General features: G+C 37.0%; 16 protein-coding genes. 7 read left to right on the top strand and 9 right to left on the bottom strand.

Annotation, left to right across the window (positions count from 1 at the left end; all coding sequences use genetic code 11):
- The 4 genes from parC to rbsU all read left to right on the top strand — a co-directional run bounded on the left by parC (window position 1) and on the right by rbsU (window position 5,687).
- Window positions 1–2,442: a DNA topoisomerase IV subunit A gene (parC, locus tag AAA923_RS02475; RefSeq protein WP_338214379.1), complete on the top strand. Its 2,442-nt coding sequence runs from the start codon at window positions 1–3 to the stop codon at window positions 2,440–2,442.
- 93 nt (window positions 2,443–2,535) lie between these two features.
- Complete coding sequence (locus tag AAA923_RS02470) at window positions 2,536–3,495, top strand: LysR family transcriptional regulator (RefSeq protein ID WP_338214378.1); 960 nt, start codon at window positions 2,536–2,538, stop codon at window positions 3,493–3,495.
- A gap of 24 nt (window positions 3,496–3,519) precedes the next feature.
- Window positions 3,520–4,458, top strand: a complete 939-nt coding sequence (locus tag AAA923_RS02465; protein ID WP_338214377.1) for a manganese-dependent inorganic pyrophosphatase — start codon at window positions 3,520–3,522, stop codon at window positions 4,456–4,458.
- 338 nt (window positions 4,459–4,796) lie between these two features.
- Window positions 4,797–5,687 carry a ribose/proton symporter RbsU gene (gene rbsU, locus AAA923_RS02460; RefSeq protein WP_338214376.1) on the top strand — a complete coding sequence of 297 codons (891 nt, stop codon included), beginning with the start codon at window positions 4,797–4,799 and terminating at the stop codon, window positions 5,685–5,687.
- Window positions 5,688–5,791: 104 nt separating this feature from the next.
- On the opposite strand, the gene AAA923_RS02455 is transcribed toward rbsU, so the two are convergent.
- The 8 genes from AAA923_RS02455 to AAA923_RS02420 form a co-directional block, all read right to left on the bottom strand.
- A complete protein-coding gene (locus tag AAA923_RS02455; protein ID WP_338214375.1) occupies window positions 5,792–6,454 on the bottom strand; it encodes an ABC transporter permease in 663 nt (220 codons plus the stop codon).
- Window positions 6,454–7,380 (bottom strand): osmoprotectant ABC transporter substrate-binding protein, encoded by a 927-nt coding sequence (locus tag AAA923_RS02450; protein ID WP_338214374.1) that lies wholly within the window; start codon window positions 7,378–7,380, stop codon window positions 6,454–6,456. The genes AAA923_RS02455 and AAA923_RS02450 overlap by 1 nt, the downstream gene beginning before the upstream one ends.
- A 2-nt stretch (window positions 7,381–7,382) precedes the next feature.
- Window positions 7,383–8,018 carry an ABC transporter permease gene (locus tag AAA923_RS02445; protein WP_338214373.1) on the bottom strand — a complete coding sequence of 212 codons (636 nt, stop codon included), beginning with the start codon at window positions 8,016–8,018 and terminating at the stop codon, window positions 7,383–7,385.
- On the bottom strand, window positions 8,015–9,217 hold the full coding sequence (locus tag AAA923_RS02440; RefSeq protein WP_041501615.1) for a betaine/proline/choline family ABC transporter ATP-binding protein: 1,203 nt from the start codon (window positions 9,215–9,217) through the stop codon (window positions 8,015–8,017). The genes AAA923_RS02445 and AAA923_RS02440 overlap by 4 nt, the downstream gene beginning before the upstream one ends.
- Before the next feature lie 429 nt (window positions 9,218–9,646).
- The gene (locus AAA923_RS02435) at window positions 9,647–10,216 is read right to left on the bottom strand and encodes an LOG family protein (RefSeq protein ID WP_338214372.1); all 570 of its coding nucleotides are present in this window, start codon (window positions 10,214–10,216) and stop codon (window positions 9,647–9,649) included.
- Window positions 10,217–10,230: 14 nt separating this feature from the next.
- The gene (locus AAA923_RS02430; RefSeq protein ID WP_338214371.1) at window positions 10,231–11,058 is read right to left on the bottom strand and encodes a site-specific integrase; all 828 of its coding nucleotides are present in this window, start codon (window positions 11,056–11,058) and stop codon (window positions 10,231–10,233) included.
- 93 nt (window positions 11,059–11,151) lie between these two features.
- Complete coding sequence (locus AAA923_RS02425; RefSeq protein WP_338214370.1) at window positions 11,152–11,631, bottom strand: PTS sugar transporter subunit IIA; 480 nt, start codon at window positions 11,629–11,631, stop codon at window positions 11,152–11,154.
- A 234-nt stretch (window positions 11,632–11,865) separates the two neighbouring features.
- Window positions 11,866–12,420, bottom strand: a complete 555-nt coding sequence (locus AAA923_RS02420; RefSeq protein ID WP_338214369.1) for a bifunctional transcriptional activator/DNA repair enzyme AdaA — start codon at window positions 12,418–12,420, stop codon at window positions 11,866–11,868.
- Between the two features lie 81 nt (window positions 12,421–12,501).
- Between AAA923_RS02420 and AAA923_RS02415 the strand changes: the two genes are divergently transcribed.
- From AAA923_RS02415 to AAA923_RS02405, 3 genes are all read left to right on the top strand, one after another.
- Entirely contained in the window at window positions 12,502–12,990 is a 489-nt protein-coding gene (locus tag AAA923_RS02415; protein ID WP_338214368.1) for a methylated-DNA--[protein]-cysteine S-methyltransferase, read from the top strand.
- 100 nt (window positions 12,991–13,090) lie between these two features.
- A complete protein-coding gene (recQ, locus tag AAA923_RS02410) occupies window positions 13,091–14,881 on the top strand; it encodes a DNA helicase RecQ (RefSeq protein ID WP_338214367.1) in 1,791 nt (596 codons plus the stop codon).
- A gap of 430 nt (window positions 14,882–15,311) precedes the next feature.
- Entirely contained in the window at window positions 15,312–16,184 is an 873-nt protein-coding gene (locus tag AAA923_RS02405; protein WP_338214366.1) for a metallophosphoesterase family protein, read from the top strand.
- Between the two features lie 50 nt (window positions 16,185–16,234).
- Here AAA923_RS02405 and AAA923_RS02400 read toward each other — a convergent pair whose 3' ends face one another.
- The gene (locus tag AAA923_RS02400; RefSeq protein WP_338214365.1) at window positions 16,235–16,489 is read right to left on the bottom strand and encodes a hypothetical protein; all 255 of its coding nucleotides are present in this window, start codon (window positions 16,487–16,489) and stop codon (window positions 16,235–16,237) included.
- Window positions 16,490–16,565 lie beyond the last annotated feature (76 nt).

Raw genomic sequence — 16,565 nt, 5'->3', positions numbered from 1 at the left:
GTGACTGAAAATTCTCCTAAAATTCAAGATATCTCGCTCGAAAAAATCATGGGAGATCGATTTGCGAGATATTCAAAATCAATTATTCAAGAGCGAGCTTTACCAGACATTCGTGATGGTTTAAAACCGGTTCAACGAAGAATTTTGTATTCAATGTTTTTGGATGGCAACACATATGACAAAGGTTTTAGAAAGTCTGCCAAAGGTGTTGGTAACGTCATGGGTAATTTTCATCCCCATGGTGATTCATCAATTTATGAAGCTATGGTTCGTTTGTCGCAAGACTGGAAGTTACGTAATCCCTTAATTGAGATGCACGGTAACAACGGTTCAATGGATGGTGATCCACCCGCTGCTATGCGTTATACCGAAGCACGTTTGAGTAAGATTTCTGGTGAAATGTTACGTGATATCAACAAAGAAACTGTTGATGAAGAATGGAACTTTGATGATACTGAAAAGGAACCGAAAGTTTTACCAGCGCGTTTTCCTAACTTGTTAGTTAACGGTGCCACTGGTATTTCTGCCGGTTACGCGACTGAGATTCCACCACATAACTTAGGTGAAGTTATCGATGCTACTATCAAGATGATTGATAAGCCCGATGTTACTTTGGAAGAACTCATGCAAATTGTTAAAGGTCCTGATTTTCCAACTGGTGGTATCTTACAAGGTAAAGATGGTATCAGGGATGCCTATCGTACTGGTCGTGGAAAAGTCTACTTGAGATCTAAGACTAATATTCAGGAACTTCGTGGTCATAAGTCACAAATTGTGATTACTGAAATCCCTTATGAAGTTAATAAAGCTATGTTAGTTAAAAAGATGGACGAAATGCGTGTCTTGAAGCGTGTTGACGGTATCGCTGAAGTTCGTGACGAAAGTGATCGTCAAGGATTGTCAATTGTTGTTGAATTGAAGCGGGATGTAGATGCCAATGGTATTCTAAATTACCTCTTCAAAAACACTGATTTGCAGATTTCTTACAACTTTAACATGGTTGCCATTGCTGACATGCGTCCTCAACAGGTCGGTTTAGTTCAAATCCTGAAGGAATATATTAAACACCAAGAAGACGTCGTCTTACGTCGTAGTCAATTTGATATGGCCAAAGCTAAGAAACGTTTGCATATCGTTGAAGGTTTAATCAAAGCTTTGTCAATTCTTGATAAAGTTATTAAGACTATTCGTGGTAGCAAGAACAAATCTGATGCTAAGAACAATTTGGTAAAAGAATATCAATTTACTGAAGAACAGGCTGAAGCTATTGTTTCCTTGCAACTTTATCGTTTAACTAATACCGATGTTACTGATTTGGAAAAAGAAGACAAAGCTCTTAGAAGCCAAATCACATCTTTGACTAAGATTATTGATGATCATGCTACTTTGATGAAAGTTATCAAAAAAGAAATCAAAGAAGTTCGTGATAATTATGCAGATAACCGTCGTACCAAGATTGAGGATAAGGTTCAAGAAATTGAAGTTGATACTCGAGTAATGGTTGCCAGTGAAGATGTTCGTTTGCTTGTCAGTCATGATGGCTATGTTAAACGTAGTAGCTTGCGTTCTTATCAAGCATCTACAGGCGATAACAATGGTCTAAAGGACGAAGATTATCCAATCATTGATCAAAACGTCAATACATTGGACCATCTGTTTGTCTTTACCGACAAAGGTAATTTAATCTATCGTCAAATCTTTGAGATTGAAGATAGTCGCTGGAAAGATATGGGCTCGCATTTATCCCAAGAAATTGGTTTGGACGCTGACGAGTCAATTCTAAAAGCCTTTGTCTTCAAGGACTTGAAAGAGACTGGTAATTTCTTAGCTGCTACAACTGAGAATTACATCAAACAAGTTGCTTTCAGTGATCTTTTGCCAGGACGAACATACAAGTCTCGTGCTTCTAAGTACTGCAAGTTGAAGAGTGCTGATGCTCGAGTAATGAATGTTTATTATGTGCCAAAGGATGCAAGTAACTTGGTTTACGTCTTTACAGAACATTCATATGCTTCAGCCTTTCCAATTACTGAAGTGCCTGTTGTCAGTGGTAAAGCTATTGGTGTTAAATTCGTCAGTCTCAAGGATGACGATGAAATCGCTGGTTACTTTATGGCAACAGATGAAAATGACAAGATTGCTGTTTTAACACAACGTGGTTCATATAAACAAATGAAATTATCAGAAATTCCTGTTACAAGTCGTGCTCGTCGTGGTGTCTTGACATTACGTGAGTTGAAACGTCAGCCACATCGCATCATGCTGGTAACTAATATTTCTAACGATATGGATATTTCAATTATTACCGATACAAATAAACAAATTGAGATTGATCGAGCAAGTCATCAAAGTACAGATCGCTATTCTAACGGATCCTTTATCATGGACCCAGCAACTGATGGTAATCCGGTAAGATTTGTGAAAGAAATTGAAGAAAAATAATGATATAAACAGCATAGTTTAATTTAATATAGTATTATTAACTTATTGAATATATTATTTTTTACTTCACAAATACCTAGGAGGATTCTTTTATTGCTGGACGAAAAATCAAGAAGGGTCTTTAGCTCCAAAGCTTTAAATTACTTTGACGAACTAACTAAAAATATGAGTTATACGAAAACGGCGCAATTATTGGGTATTACCCAGCCAGCTTTGACACAACAGATTAAAAAAATCGAACGTGTCGTTGGCGCACCGTTGTTTTACAGTGTTGGTAAGAAAATCTATCTAACTGATGCTGGAACGTCACTACTCAAAGCAACACATCAAATGTTTGATTTGATCAATAACGTGACTGATCATATTCAACAAGCTTCTTCAGAAAAGAGCGGTACAATCAGCATTGGATTACTTTCAACGGCTGAATCAATCGTAATTGAAGACTTTATTGTTGAATACAATCGTATCAATCCTAATGTTGTGATTGATTTGAATCTTTTGACACGTAAAGAACTCTGGGACAATATCCAGAATAATCAAATTGATATAGCTATCATGTATTTGCCTGATAAAAATATTAAGAGTTGGAAAATTTACAAGTCTAAAAAGATCATCAGTGATAATATTATGTTGATTCACAATAATGAAAAATTTAGTCGAAAAGAATCAGTTTGTTACAGGGATGCTATTAGTAAACCTTGGGCTACTTATCTGAAGACTTATTATTTTTCAGAGTTATTAAGGGAACGACTTAGGGATGCGCTGGTTGATTCACCTCAAGTTGTTGCCAGATTCTCGTCACCTTATCAACTTTTGAAGTTTGCTCAAGAGTCAGAGGACGTTTATACAGTTCTACCATTGAGTTTTTGCATTGCGCACCAATCAATGTTTAAACTTTATCAAACACCACTTGAACCAGCCATATCAAGTGATTTATCATTTGTATATCGGGAAGATAAAGAGAAGATTCCACGAATTGAGGAATTCTTGAGTGAGTGGGATAACTTCTTAGATAAAGTAAGTTATATTGATCGTCTTAAATCTTCTAGATAAATTTTATAAAGGGGTATAGTACACATGCCAAAGGAAAAAGAATTAGTATTTGGACACAAGAATCCTGATACAGATGCTGTTTCAGCAGCTATTGCTTATTCATATCTACAAAATCAATTAGGTTTCAACACAGAAGCCGTTGCTTTAGGTGAACCAAACCTAGAAACAAAGTTCGTTTACGATCACTTCAATGTTAAGTACCCACGTGTTATTTCAGCTATCAATGGTGAAGTTAAGAAAGTTATGCTTGTTGACCACAATGAAAGACAACAAAGTGTTTCTGACATCGATGATGTTGAAGTTACACACGTTGTTGATCATCACCGTATCGCTAACTTTGAAACTAAATTGCCACTATATTACCGTGCTGAACCAGTTGGTTGTGTAAGTACAATTATCTGGAAGATGTACCTTGAAAATGATGTTGAAGTCCCTGGCCAAATTGCTGCTATCATGGCTTCATCAATCATCTCAGATACATTACTATTGAAATCACCTACAACTACAGACGAAGATCGTGCTGCTTTGAAGAGCCTTTCTGAAACTGCTGGTATCGATTACGAATCATATGGTCTTGAAATGTTGAAAGCTGGTACTAACTTAGACAGCAAGACAACTCAAGAACTTATCGACATGGATGCCAAGAGTTTTGATATGAATGGTACAAGTGTACGTGTTGCCCAAGTTAACACAGTTGATGTTAACGATACTTTGAAACGCGAAAGCGACTTTGTTAAAGATATCAAGGCTGAAAATGACAAGAATGGTTACGGCTTGTTCGTACTATTGATCACTAACATCCTTACAAGTGACACAACTGGTATTATTATCGGTGCAGATGACGCAATTGCTAAGTTTGAAATAGCTCTTAATACTAAGGTTTCAGACAACAAGGCTGCTTTACCTGGTGTCGTATCACGTAAGAAGCAAGTTGTTCCTCCACTAACAGAACAATTTGACTAATTAAATTATTTTGTTTTTGAAAACACTTTCATAGACGTTTTGTAAAAATAAACCTCTTATTTTGTTAAAAAATGGAGGTTTATTTTTTTTGAACTTTCGTTGAAATCTGCTATTTCTATTGGTGCTATTAGTCTAAGATAATATTATGTAGTTGACTGTCAGAAGGCTGGTTAAGAATTTGAAAGAATAATCAGTGAAAGATGAGTAATAAATATTATGTAAATCTTGAAAACGTATTCGTCTTTCTGATATAATACTTGCATTGTCCAAAACCAATTTTACTTTGGTGAGTCCAATTGGTTTTAATTCGAGTGTTTTAAAAAAGGGAGTTTTAATTAATGAATGCATTAAATCTATTAATTGGCCTTATGCCAATGATTGGATGGGGACTATTCCCAATCTTAACCGGTAAATTCGGCGGTAAGCCCGTTAACCAAATTTTGGGAACAACATATGGTACATTACTTTTTGCCATTATCGTTGCCTTAGTTCGCCAGACACCTTTGTTGTCCGGCAAAGCGTTTCTATTTACCTTCTTGTCAGGTGTTTTCTGGTCAGCAGGTCAGATCTTAGTATTTTATGCTTTCGCTGAAATGGGTGTTTCCAGAACGATGCCTGTATCAACTGGTTTCCAATTGGTTGGAGCTTCACTTTGGAGTGTTATTGTCCTAGGAGAATGGGCAACAGGTAATGCCAAATTAATTGGTTTCTCAGCTATCATCTTGATTATCTTCGGTGTTTGGTTGACGACATATAGCGAGAAAAAGTTGCCAAAAGAAGATGGCGGTATGAACGCCGTTAAAGGTGTGTTATTAGTTGCCTGTGCGGAAATTGGCTACCTTGGTTACTCAGCCTTCCCACAAGCAGTTAACGTCAGCGGATTCTCAGCTTTCTTGCCACAAGCTTTAGGTATGGCAGTGGTCGCAACAGTCTTTGCCATTGCTACTAAGAGTAATCGTGCTGAAAAGCCATTCAAGACTAAGAGTTCATACACTAACATCATTAGTGGTTTATTCTTTGCTTTTGCGGCTTTGACATACTTGATCTCAGCCAGACCATCCGTTAATGGATTGGCAACTGGATTTATTCTTTCACAGATGAACGTTGTTATTGCCACACTTGGTGGAATTTATATCTTGCATGAAAATAAAACTAAAAAAGAAATGGGCTTTATCTTAACTGGATTAGTCCTAGTTGTAATTGCTGGTAGTGTTACGACTTTACTATAATTTACTTACTGGTATTGATTGATAATCATCAATACCAGTTTTTTTATCCAAAAAATAGTAAAAAAAAGAAGAACATTGCTGTTCTTCTCAAATAGGTTTGAAATTTATTTCTTCATATAATTAGTGGGTTCAAAGTATTTCTGCAATAGACCAATTAATAAATCGGTAATAACTGCCATTAAAGCAGTAGGTAAGGCACCGGCAAGAATCAATGGTGTACCATCAGTAGCGTTAGTTCCACGGATAATTAAATCACCTAGGCCACCGGCTCCAACGAAGGAACCAATAGCTGTATTACCAATAGCAACTATCATCGCAGTACGAATACCGGACATGATAACTGACATGGCCAGTGGCAGTTTGACTAAGTACAGTAGCTGTATTTTAGTCATCCCCATACCTCGTGCTGAGTCGATAACGTGAGGATCAACATTGCGCATCCCAGTGTAAGTGTTTTTCAAGATAGGCAGCAAGGAGTATAGAAAAATCGTTACGATGACTGTATTAGGTCCTAAGCCAAGCACTAGCATGATGATAGATAGCATGGCTAGGGAAGGGACTGTTTGAATGACATTGGCGATACTAATAATGAAGTTACCAAGTTTATAATGATTAGCAATGTATATTCCCAATGGGATTCCAATTATTACCGCAATTAGGACACCATAGAATGAGATTAAGAAATGCCGACAAAACTGTTGTAGGATGTATATTCCATTATGCGTAAAATAAAAGATTAATTGTCTCCATAGCGGCTGATCAGCCATTATTTTTCACCTCTGAAATAATTGTTTTTTTGTAAGAATTCGTGAGCGACATCTGCCGGTTCGCGGAGATTATTATCGACTTCGTAATTCATTGTTTGCATTTGAGATAGAGAAATCTTGCCATCCAAACGATGAAGTAAGGGCTTTAGTTCAGGGTGTTTACGTAACAAGCTATTATTGACGACCATACTAGTATCATATGGTGGGAAGAAATGTTTGTTGTCAGGAAGTATCTTCAAGTTGTAACTCTTGATACGACCATCGGTTGAATATCCTAGAACGGCGGACATTTTACCAGCAGCAACGGCCGAATAAACTAGACCGACTTGCATTGGATAAACACGTTTGAAAGTGAATCCATAGGTACTAGAGAAAGCTGGATAACCATCATCGGGACGATTTATCCAAATGTTATCAGCACCGATGTTCATGTTTGGAGCAATCTTTTTCAGGTCACTGATATTGTGTAAATTATATTTTCGAGCGACTTTTTGCGTAACCAACATATTATAAGTATTGGCAAATCCGTACGTTGGAAACCAAGTTTGATCGAATTCTTTTTTATATAATCGTTTAACAGTTTGATTAGCTTTAGTCCGATTCTTGATTGGCTTGTGTTTCAAAGTGGCAATTAACTCATCACCAGTAAAGTTTTCGGCAGCGATGTCAGCGTTATTACGCATTAAGGCAGCGTGGACTAATTGATTGGAGCCTAGGTTATTGACAATTTCAGTATGGTAGTCAGTTTCATGTGAAATGAGTTCCATGATTATTTCGGACATAATCATTGATTCAGTAGTTGAAAGACTGGCTACACGAATAGTGTCTTTTGAGCCGGAGCCTAAACCGGGCCAGCCACAACCGGAAACGAACAACATGGTCATGAGTGATATAAGGGTGAAAACTTTCTTAAATGATTTTTTCATAATTACACCTCACTACGTTTAGTTTTTGGTGTAACTTTTTTCTCGAATAATCCTAATAAGTAATCGGCAAGAATGGCCAAAATAGTAACTGGAATCGTACCACCAATGATAAGGCTAGGATTGTAAAGATTAAGTCCGTTAAAGATGAAATCACCTAATCCACCGGCACCGATGTATGATGCCAAAGTAGACCAAGAAATTACATAAACAGTTGAGAGCCTGATACCAGACATTATAATAGGCATGGACATAGGGATTTCAACTTTAAAAATGGACTGCATCGTGGTCATCCCCAGACCTCTGGCAGCGTCTAAAAGATTCTTGTTGACCTTTTTCATACCAATATAAGTATTACGTAAAATTGGCAACAATGAGTAGATGAATAGGGCCACAATGGCTGGAACTTTTCCGATACCAAAAATTGGAATCATCAAAGCTAGTAATGCTAAGGAAGGAATCGTTTGGAGCATTCCTGTAATGGACATGACATACTTAGCCGTTTTGTCATAGCGAGTCAAGATAATGCCTAAGGGTACAGCAACGATAATTCCGAGGATAATGGCGAAAGCTGAGATATAAATTTGTTCCCAGGTTTTGATTATTAATTCAGAGCCATGCTGGTTCAGAAAGGTAATCATGCATTATCACTCTCCTTTGCGATTGAATCAGGTAGTTTAATGCCTTCAGGGTTATCCAATTCTTCACTACCCCAGATGGCATCGTAAATGATGTTGACTAGTGAGGCACGTGTGACAATCCCAATTAAATTATTGTCATCGTCAATTACAGGGACATATTTGTATCCTTGTTTCAAAATATGTTCACTTGTATCACGCAAATATGACGTTGTCTTGACCTTAAAACGATTTGGTAGGTAAATGTCCGAGACGTTTGAATATTTTGAGTAGCGGTCGTTTATGGTCTCTAGATCAATATATCCTTTGAGCTTGTTATTATCATCCGTAACCAATAGGGTATCGGTATGTTTAACACTCATTTCTCGAATTGCTTCAGCTAATGATTGACCGAGAGTAATCTTTGCTGGATCTTTCGACATGATGTCACTGACTGAGAGTGTATTTTGTTGAGCTTGGAGTAAACGCTCTTCACCCAATAGATCTTTGACAAAGTCAGAAGCGGGATGTTGTAAGATATTATCCGGTGTATCATCTTGAATGATATTGCCGCTATCCATAATAACAATGTGGGTGGCAAGTTTTAAAGCTTCATCCATATCGTGAGTAACGAAGATAATCGTCTTACCAAGTTCTTCTTGAAGGTGTTTGACCAATTCCTGTAGATCATCTCTTGTGATAGGGTCTAGGGCACCAAATGGTTCATCCATTAAAATGATGTCCTGATCGGCTGCTAGAGCTCTGACAACGCCAATTCTTTGCTGCTGCCCACCAGATAGTTCAGCTGGATAACGTTCTAAATAACTTTCTGGTAACTCAGCCAGTTTAATTAATTCTTTTGCTTTACGATCCATCTTGGCCTGTGGCCACTTAAGTAGTTTAGGAACCAAAGTAATGTTATCCTTGATGGTCATGTGAGGCATTAGTCCATTATTCTGAATAACATAACCAATAGTTCGACGTAATTTGACAGGATCATATGATTTAAGATTCTTGCCTTTAAAAATAATCTTTCCACGACTAGGTTCTATCATGCGATTGATCATTCTCATTGTCGTAGTCTTTCCAGAACCAGATGTTCCAATTAGACAGACAAATTCCCCCTCATTAATCGTTATATTGATATTCTCGACAGCATCATTGCCGCCACGGTAATTTTTTGCTACATCTTGAAATGAAATTATTTCTTTCGCGGTCTGCATAAATCCTCCTATAAAATGATTAACATTAGCTATAGTACAATGATACCGGGACTAATTCAAAAATCGGTGCAGGTTTTCATGCCAAAAGTGGTTGTCAAACGCAAATATAGCAACAAATCTACTAAATTTATCTTTTTAGACCGTTTTGTATTAGTAAGGGATGATATTTACCGATGAACAGAAAAAAACATAGCCACGGACAATTTGCTCATGGCTATGTTTCTTTAATTTTATATCAGAGAGTTTTAGGTTTTATTGGTCTATTTTATTAACTATACAAAATTGGGAGGATATTTATTTTACGTAGTATTAATGAGAAAATCACATTTTCATGTATATCTAAGGAGTATATTTTGTCAGATGACTTTCTATCTATCTGACGGTTAGAATATAACTCCTTTTTAAATACTAGTTAAATAATATGCTCAATTATTTGGCGTAATTTCTTAATGTTGGTGGCGTATAAGCTTTAATAAATTTACCGATTTCGGGCAAAGAATCGCTGAATAGCAAGGTTTTACGGGTGCTTTCTTCCATGAATCCTTTAGCCGTCATTGAGTCGAAGAAACTTGCCAATTCGTCATAATAGTGGTCAACGTTGTAGAAGATACATGGATTGGTACTATCGCCAACTATCGTCCAGGAGAAGGCTTCAGAGATTTCTTCTAATGTTCCAGGACCACCTGGCAAGGCAATATTAGCGACTGAATCATCTAGCATTGCTTGTTTGCGTTCTGACATATCGGAGACGATATCCAGTTTGGATAGGGTATTATGTGAAAGCTCACGACTAGCTAGTTCTTTAGTAATAATACCGTGAACATAGCCGTTATTTTCCAAGACACTATTAGCGACAACGCCCATTAATCCGTAACGGCCTCCGCCATATGTTAATCCGTAGTTATTTTCAACAATCCATTGGCCCAGTTTTTTGGCACCAAGTGAATAAATTTCATCATTACCTGTGGCAGCACCACAGTATACTGCAATATTTTCCATAATTTCACTTTCTTCTATATATCAAAATTTGTCTCACGTTTGAGACGACGGTAATACATCAATGAGGGAGTGTCTAATGCATCGAGTGCACGTTGCTGATTCTCAGATAAGTCATGTGTGCTTAAGGCTAAGAGAATGAAGGTCGTGTACAGTTTCTTAGGCGCTAGGTCTAAGTTAGTTGCTTCACTGTCTCGCTTCAGATCACGATGAATAGCCGGTACAGTCAATAGGGGTGTATTGGCTCCGCGATTACGACTTAAAAATAGATTATCATTATTCCAATATGTACGATATGGTTCAATGTATGTTTTGTATAAATTTAAGAATTGTTCTTCATCATCATTAAACTTAATTTGATTGAATTTTTGATAGAAATCAGGAGCCATAGCCTCTTTATAATTAAAGCCTTTGGCAATAATAAGAATCAATAAGCGTGTGTAGATACTGAGGTCAGATTTTAAATATTCGGGAAGCTTTAGAAAGACTGCTACGGGGAAACCTGACTGTTTCGGTACAGTGACACTATTTATATTCAAAGTGGGAATTTCGGGTGTTTTTTTAACACTGAAGAGGTATTTAAAGTAGACGTTGAGATTACTGATAACTTTATTGATTGTACTAGCTGACAATTGTAAGTTTTCAATCATAAAATCTTTAAATAAACGGACGTCCATCTCGTGAACATCTTTGATATCCTCAGTGATTTTATAGTCATTGTTGTGTTGAATCGTGTAGTTAAAAAAGTCAGTCAAGGAGTTCATATATTCTGTATGTGCCTTGGGTGAAATGTGTCTGGTCTTCAAGTAAGCGTCAAAGCCAGTTAAGTAAGGAATCTTTACCATGTGAAAACCTCCTTTTCTTATATCTATTATACATTTTGAAAACTTTTGGGTAAAAAAAGAGCTAGGGAAGACCCCTAACTCTGATAATTTAACTTATTTCACGTCAATTTTAAGGACTTCGTCGCCAGTATCAACGGCTTTTTCATCAAAAGCACCCATATCTTTAACAGCATCAGAATTTGTAATGATAGCCATAATAGATGTATCCTTGCCAGAATCTTTAATTTGTTGAAGGTCCATCGTTGCTAGTTTTTGACCAGTTTTAACCGTGTCACCTTCACTAACGAAGACTTCGAAAGGCTTACCTTTTAGTTCAACTGTATCGATACCCAAGTGTAGCATTACTTCCAAGCCATGGTCACTAGTAATCATCAAAGCATGCTTAGTTGGGAAAACAGTTCCGATAACTCCACCAATAGGAGCTACAATTTCATCGGCACTAGGATTAACAGCAAATCCATCCCCCATGAGTTTTTGTGAGAAAACTGGATCACTGACCTTATCCAAATGAATTAGTTCGCCTTTAGCTGGAGCAACGAATTCGTCAACCTTTTTTCTAGAGAACAACCCCATTTTATTCTTCCTCCTTGAAATACTTAGCAATCCTCGATGACAAATGATTTCTTTGACGCTAGAAAAGTTTAAATTGAAGCCACTGTGATCAAATGATACTGTGGTATTTCTCAAAGAACGATTTCGAAATTGTCATTGTGAACCAAAACCACGATTATAAATTGCTAATGCGCTTACATTTTATGCGTTAATACAATTATAGATAAAATATGGTATTTTGCAAGGGCTACCATCTTATCGTGTAATGTAGGAAGTCCGGTATTCTAAAGGTGTTTGCTGAAAATGACTTTTAAATAGTGTGTTGAAATACGTATCACTGTTAAAACCACATCGATTAGCAATCGTTTTGATTGAATAATCAGTAGTCCTTAGCAATTCTTGACTGTGCTTTAAGCGAATTATTGTTAAATATTGGGTAGGACTGATACCAGTTAAACTCTTAAAGGTTCGTTGTAAGTTAGATACGCTACCGTGGCAGTCTTCAGCAATGGTATTTAATGACAGTTCATGCTGAAAATTATGTTCCAGATACTGTTTGATCTGTTCAACCCAGAGCTCATTAGGAGTAGAACCAGTTGGCTGACATCTTTTACAAGGACGAAAGTTAGCAGATAGAGCTTCTGTCGCAGTTTTAAAGATTACGACATTTTCTTTATTAGGAGCCTTAGAATGACAAGATGGTTTGCAGAATATCTTAGTGGTTGTAACTCCGTAGAAAAATTGACCATCCTTAGATTGATCATTATTGATTACGGCGTTCCATCTAGAATTTGTTAAGGGATGTTTCATAAGCTGACCTCGAATTAGAATGCAAGATTTTTAAGTGAATCTTAGCATATAATAAGACTACATAAAAGTTGGTGAATAATTATGAAGAAAATTTATTATCATGTTTTTTTAATTGATGAACATAAATATTTGATTGGTGCTACAGATAAAGGCCTGGCGTTTGTTGGCTCTAGAGATAAAGGTATTGAGGAGCTGCATGAATTTTACGACTGTCAATTAGTCGATAGCATTGATCAGGTAAGACCCTATGTGGCACAGCTTACTGAATATTTGGATGGGTCAAGACATAAATTTGATTTGACGATTGACATTACAGGTACACCATTTCAAGAAGACGTTTGGAAGACATTACAAAGTATTCCCTATGGAGCAGTAACAGACTATACGAGTATTGCCCAAAGCATTGGTCGTCCAAAAGCAAGTCGAGCCGTTGGGACAGCTATTGGCAAAAACCCACTACTGATGGTAATTCCATGTCACAGGGTACTTACTAAGTCTGGCAAATTGGGTGGTTATCGCGGCGGCCTAGGGATGAAACGTGATTTATTGAAATTAGAGCAAAATAATTAAATGAAGTTGTATTTCTTTTCGTACTTTAAATATAAGGGATGATTAAGTATTTGTGATATGATTTATCTATAATATTTTAGACAAATGAGGAGTTTTTAGCTTGAAATTAGAGACCATCTTAAAAGATGAATTCGGGTACGATACTTTTAGACCTGGTCAAAAAGAGTTGATTGAAAAAGTCATGGCCGGTAAAAAGGCGATGGGGATTATGCCTACTGGTGGTGGTAAATCGATTTGTTACCAATTGCCTGCAACTATTTTGTCAGGGTTGACCCTAGTTGTATCGCCACTGATTTCTTTGATGAAAGACCAAGTTGACAGTTTAATTGAGGCCGGTATTCCTGCAACCTACTTGAACAGCACCGTTGAATGGCATGACCGTGAGGAACGGATGCGTTATATCGAAAGTGGGGCAGTTAAACTGTTATTTGTTGCGCCTGAAAAGATTGTTGACGATGAATTTTTCAGTTGGCTGTCAGGCTTAGATATCTCTTTGATAGCGATTGATGAAGCCCATGTGCTTTCATCTTGGGGGCACGATTTCAGAAGTAGTTATTTGAAAATGGTCGGTCCGTTGCAACAGTTACCTGGTGATATTGCTTGGTTAGCTTTGACGGCGACAGCGACTGAACAAGTTCAAGATGATTTGGCTAAGATTCTTGATATTCCGGAAGAAAATATCGTTAAAACAGGCTTTGACCGTGATAATTTAGCTCTAAAAATTGAGCGAGGCGTTGATAAGTCGGAGTATATTCTGAATTACGTCAAAGCTCATATTGATGAGTCTGGAATCATTTATGCCGGCCGTCGTGAAGATGTTGACAATATCTATAAATTTCTCAAGGAAAATGATGTTTTAGTTGGTCGTTACCATGCAGGTTTGAGCGATAAAGAACGTCATCAGCAGCAAGAGGACTTTCTTTTCGATCGAATCAACGTAATTGTGGCTACTAATGCCTTTGGAATGGGAATCAATAAGACCAACGTTCGCTATGTGCTACATTTCACCGTTCCCGGGACAATTGAGAGTTATTATCAAGAAGTTGGTCGTGCGGGACGTGATGGCCTACCAGCTGAAGCAATTTTACTGTACACTCCAGCCGACTTACGTTTACATCAGTTCTTTATTGATAAATCATTGGGTGATGACCAATATAAACTCAGTTTAAAGAATAAATTGTTTGAAATGAGCCGTTATGCCGAAACTGAGACTTGTCTGATGAAGTTCATTTTGGACTATTTCGGGGAGAAGAATACTGATGTGTGTGGTCGCTGTTCGAACTGTCTCGATGATCGTGAAGTTGTTGACGTTACGGCAGATGCTCAGAAGGTACTCAGTTGTGTTGTGCGCATGGGACAACGATACGGTAAGAAGGTTACAACTCGAGTGTTAGTTGGAAAAGATGATGTAGCTGATGATTGGCGACACTTCGAAAAACTCTCGACGTTTGGTATTTTTAAAGATAAGACTTTGAAAGAAACAAGCCGGTTGATTGAATTTCTCTCGGCAAATGGTTTTCTAAGAAGCAGCGGGGGAGAATACCCCACACTGTTATTATCCAAAAAGGGTGCTGATGTACTCAAAGGCAAGATCAATGTTGCGAAGAAACGTGACGTTAATCATGTTGTACCAAGTAAGTCAATGGTCGCTGACGGAAGCTTTGACGTTGATCTATTCGAGAAATTACGTGGTTTACGTTTAGAATTTGCTCGAAAGCAGGCCTTACCACCGTTCATGATTTTCTCAGATAAGACATTGAAAGATATGTGTGTTCGAATTCCTACAAATAGTAATGAGTTCTTGGCAGTTAGTGGAGTAGGAAAAGCTAAACTAGAACAGTATGGGGAAAGCTTTATTAAAGAAATAAAAACTTATCAAGCAGCCCAGTAGATAGTCAGTTAAATAATTGACTATCTTTTTCTTGTTATTTGCCTAATTAGAGTGGAGAAGGGCAAAAAAATAAAAGGCTGATATAACGGCATTTATACCAGGAAAGATCTGGTAGGATAGGGTATTATACCAATAAAGTAGTCATTTAATGGACTAGGTGAGTGCTGAGAAGTAAATTCTGTGATTGTTTGTCGATGAGTTCATGGACAAAAAAGTTGAATGTGAGCAATAAATTGACATATATTGGCGGGATTATTGAGTATTTTTGATGATATTTTTAGATTAAATAAAATGTTTTACGAAAACATAAATTTCAAAAAAAACAAATCCAAGAAACAAACCGTAAAAATCGAAAAAGAGTAAAATTGAGGTATATACAGATCAAAAGAACATTCCTTACAACAAGTAGGGACCAAAAAGGGGGCAAAATATGAAGAAGGTAGCAATAATATCGGACATTCACGGCAACTACACTGCCTTTCACAACGTTATAAAAGATGCCGAAGAACAAAATGTCACTGAATATTGGTTTCTTGGCGACCTTTTGATGCCCGGACCTGGAACCAACTCTATTATGAAACTCCTAAATTCAGTCAATACTACCCAAATGATCCGTGGTAATTGGGACAACTTCCTATTTGAAGATATCGTTTCCATTGGTAAAGAATACCTTAAAGAGCCTCAAACACCCTATATCATTGAGTTAATCAAGTATGTCTTCAATCACCTTGACCCTAAATACCTGCAGCAAATCAAGGATTGGCCTATTGCTTCAGAGACGTCTCTGAGTGGTCTTAAAATACTCTTAGCGCATAATTATCCGTCTAAGAACTATGGTCACGAGCTGTTACCATATGAAAAACAGGAAAATTTCGATAAATTGCTGTTTAGTAAGCCATATAACGATTATGATATGGCAATTTATGGTCATACGCATCATCAAGTATTTAGAACCAGCAGCAATGATCAATTAATCATTAATCCTGGTTCAATTGGCCAACCATATACAGCTTGGCCTAATTTGAGTGCTGACAGACGCGCTCAGTACACGATTATAACTTTTGATGATACTGGTTATGGTGGGATTGATTTCAGAAAAGTTTCTTATTCAATTAAAGATGAGCTAGACTTTGCAGCAGAAAATAATTTACCATTCATTGAGTTGTATAAAAAGATTTTCACCGACGGCAAAGCATTCACACATAATGATGAAGCTCTGAATGAAATCATCGACAAATATGATTATCGAACTGATGCTTTAAAATACATTAATAAAATAGCCCTCTTTGGTAAAAATATGTAACTTCTCATAATATGTATTATGTAACCTTGGATACGTAAATCTGAAAATGGTCATTTCCCCATCAACATTAAAACTAATGACCAGCCCCACACTCCTATCCAAATAACAAAGAACAACGGGAAAAATCCAAAGAACAATCCTACAATTGCAATCCAGAAGATCAATCTTCGAATCGATGCTACGATTGGATAATTAAAAAGCATTGAACCAATCATTAAAATCTGAAATATGATTTCGAACATGCAATGTATCACAATCGACAGGATATCTTTATTTTTTGGATCTTTTGATAATCGTGTATGCATTCGTATAAACCTCGTCTGATTTAGTTAGTTTAGTGTATCAGATTAAATGTATTAAAAATATTGGATTTGACTATAT

It is taken from the genome of Companilactobacillus muriivasis (assembly GCF_036246245.1).
Lineage (GTDB): Bacteria > Bacillota > Bacilli > Lactobacillales > Lactobacillaceae > Companilactobacillus > Companilactobacillus muriivasis.
This window is presented reverse-complemented; position numbering and strand designations above follow the sequence as displayed.

What these genes read in the sequence shown, in the direction of transcription:
- AAA923_RS02465 (WP_338214377.1), top strand. Translation starts at nt 3,520, where the DNA reads ATGCCAAAGGAAAAAGAATTAGTATTTGGACACAAGAATCCTGATACA.
- rbsU (WP_338214376.1), top strand. Translation starts at nt 4,797, where the DNA reads ATGAATGCATTAAATCTATTAATTGGCCTTATGCCAATGATTGGATGG.
- AAA923_RS02455 (WP_338214375.1), bottom strand. Translation starts at nt 6,454, where the DNA reads ATGGCTGATCAGCCGCTATGGAGACAATTAATCTTTTATTTTACGCAT.
- AAA923_RS02450 (WP_338214374.1), bottom strand. Translation starts at nt 7,380, where the DNA reads ATGAAAAAATCATTTAAGAAAGTTTTCACCCTTATATCACTCATGACC.
- AAA923_RS02445 (WP_338214373.1), bottom strand. Translation starts at nt 8,018, where the DNA reads ATGATTACCTTTCTGAACCAGCATGGCTCTGAATTAATAATCAAAACC.
- AAA923_RS02440 (WP_041501615.1), bottom strand. Translation starts at nt 9,217, where the DNA reads ATGCAGACCGCGAAAGAAATAATTTCATTTCAAGATGTAGCAAAAAAT.
- AAA923_RS02435 (WP_338214372.1), bottom strand. Translation starts at nt 10,216, where the DNA reads ATGGAAAATATTGCAGTATACTGTGGTGCTGCCACAGGTAATGATGAA.
- AAA923_RS02430 (WP_338214371.1), bottom strand. Translation starts at nt 11,058, where the DNA reads ATGGTAAAGATTCCTTACTTAACTGGCTTTGACGCTTACTTGAAGACC.
- AAA923_RS02425 (WP_338214370.1), bottom strand. Translation starts at nt 11,631, where the DNA reads ATGGGGTTGTTCTCTAGAAAAAAGGTTGACGAATTCGTTGCTCCAGCT.
- AAA923_RS02420 (WP_338214369.1), bottom strand. Translation starts at nt 12,420, where the DNA reads ATGAAACATCCCTTAACAAATTCTAGATGGAACGCCGTAATCAATAAT.
- AAA923_RS02415 (WP_338214368.1), top strand. Translation starts at nt 12,502, where the DNA reads ATGAAGAAAATTTATTATCATGTTTTTTTAATTGATGAACATAAATAT.
- AAA923_RS02405 (WP_338214366.1), top strand. Translation starts at nt 15,312, where the DNA reads ATGAAGAAGGTAGCAATAATATCGGACATTCACGGCAACTACACTGCC.
- AAA923_RS02400 (WP_338214365.1), bottom strand. Translation starts at nt 16,489, where the DNA reads ATGCATACACGATTATCAAAAGATCCAAAAAATAAAGATATCCTGTCG.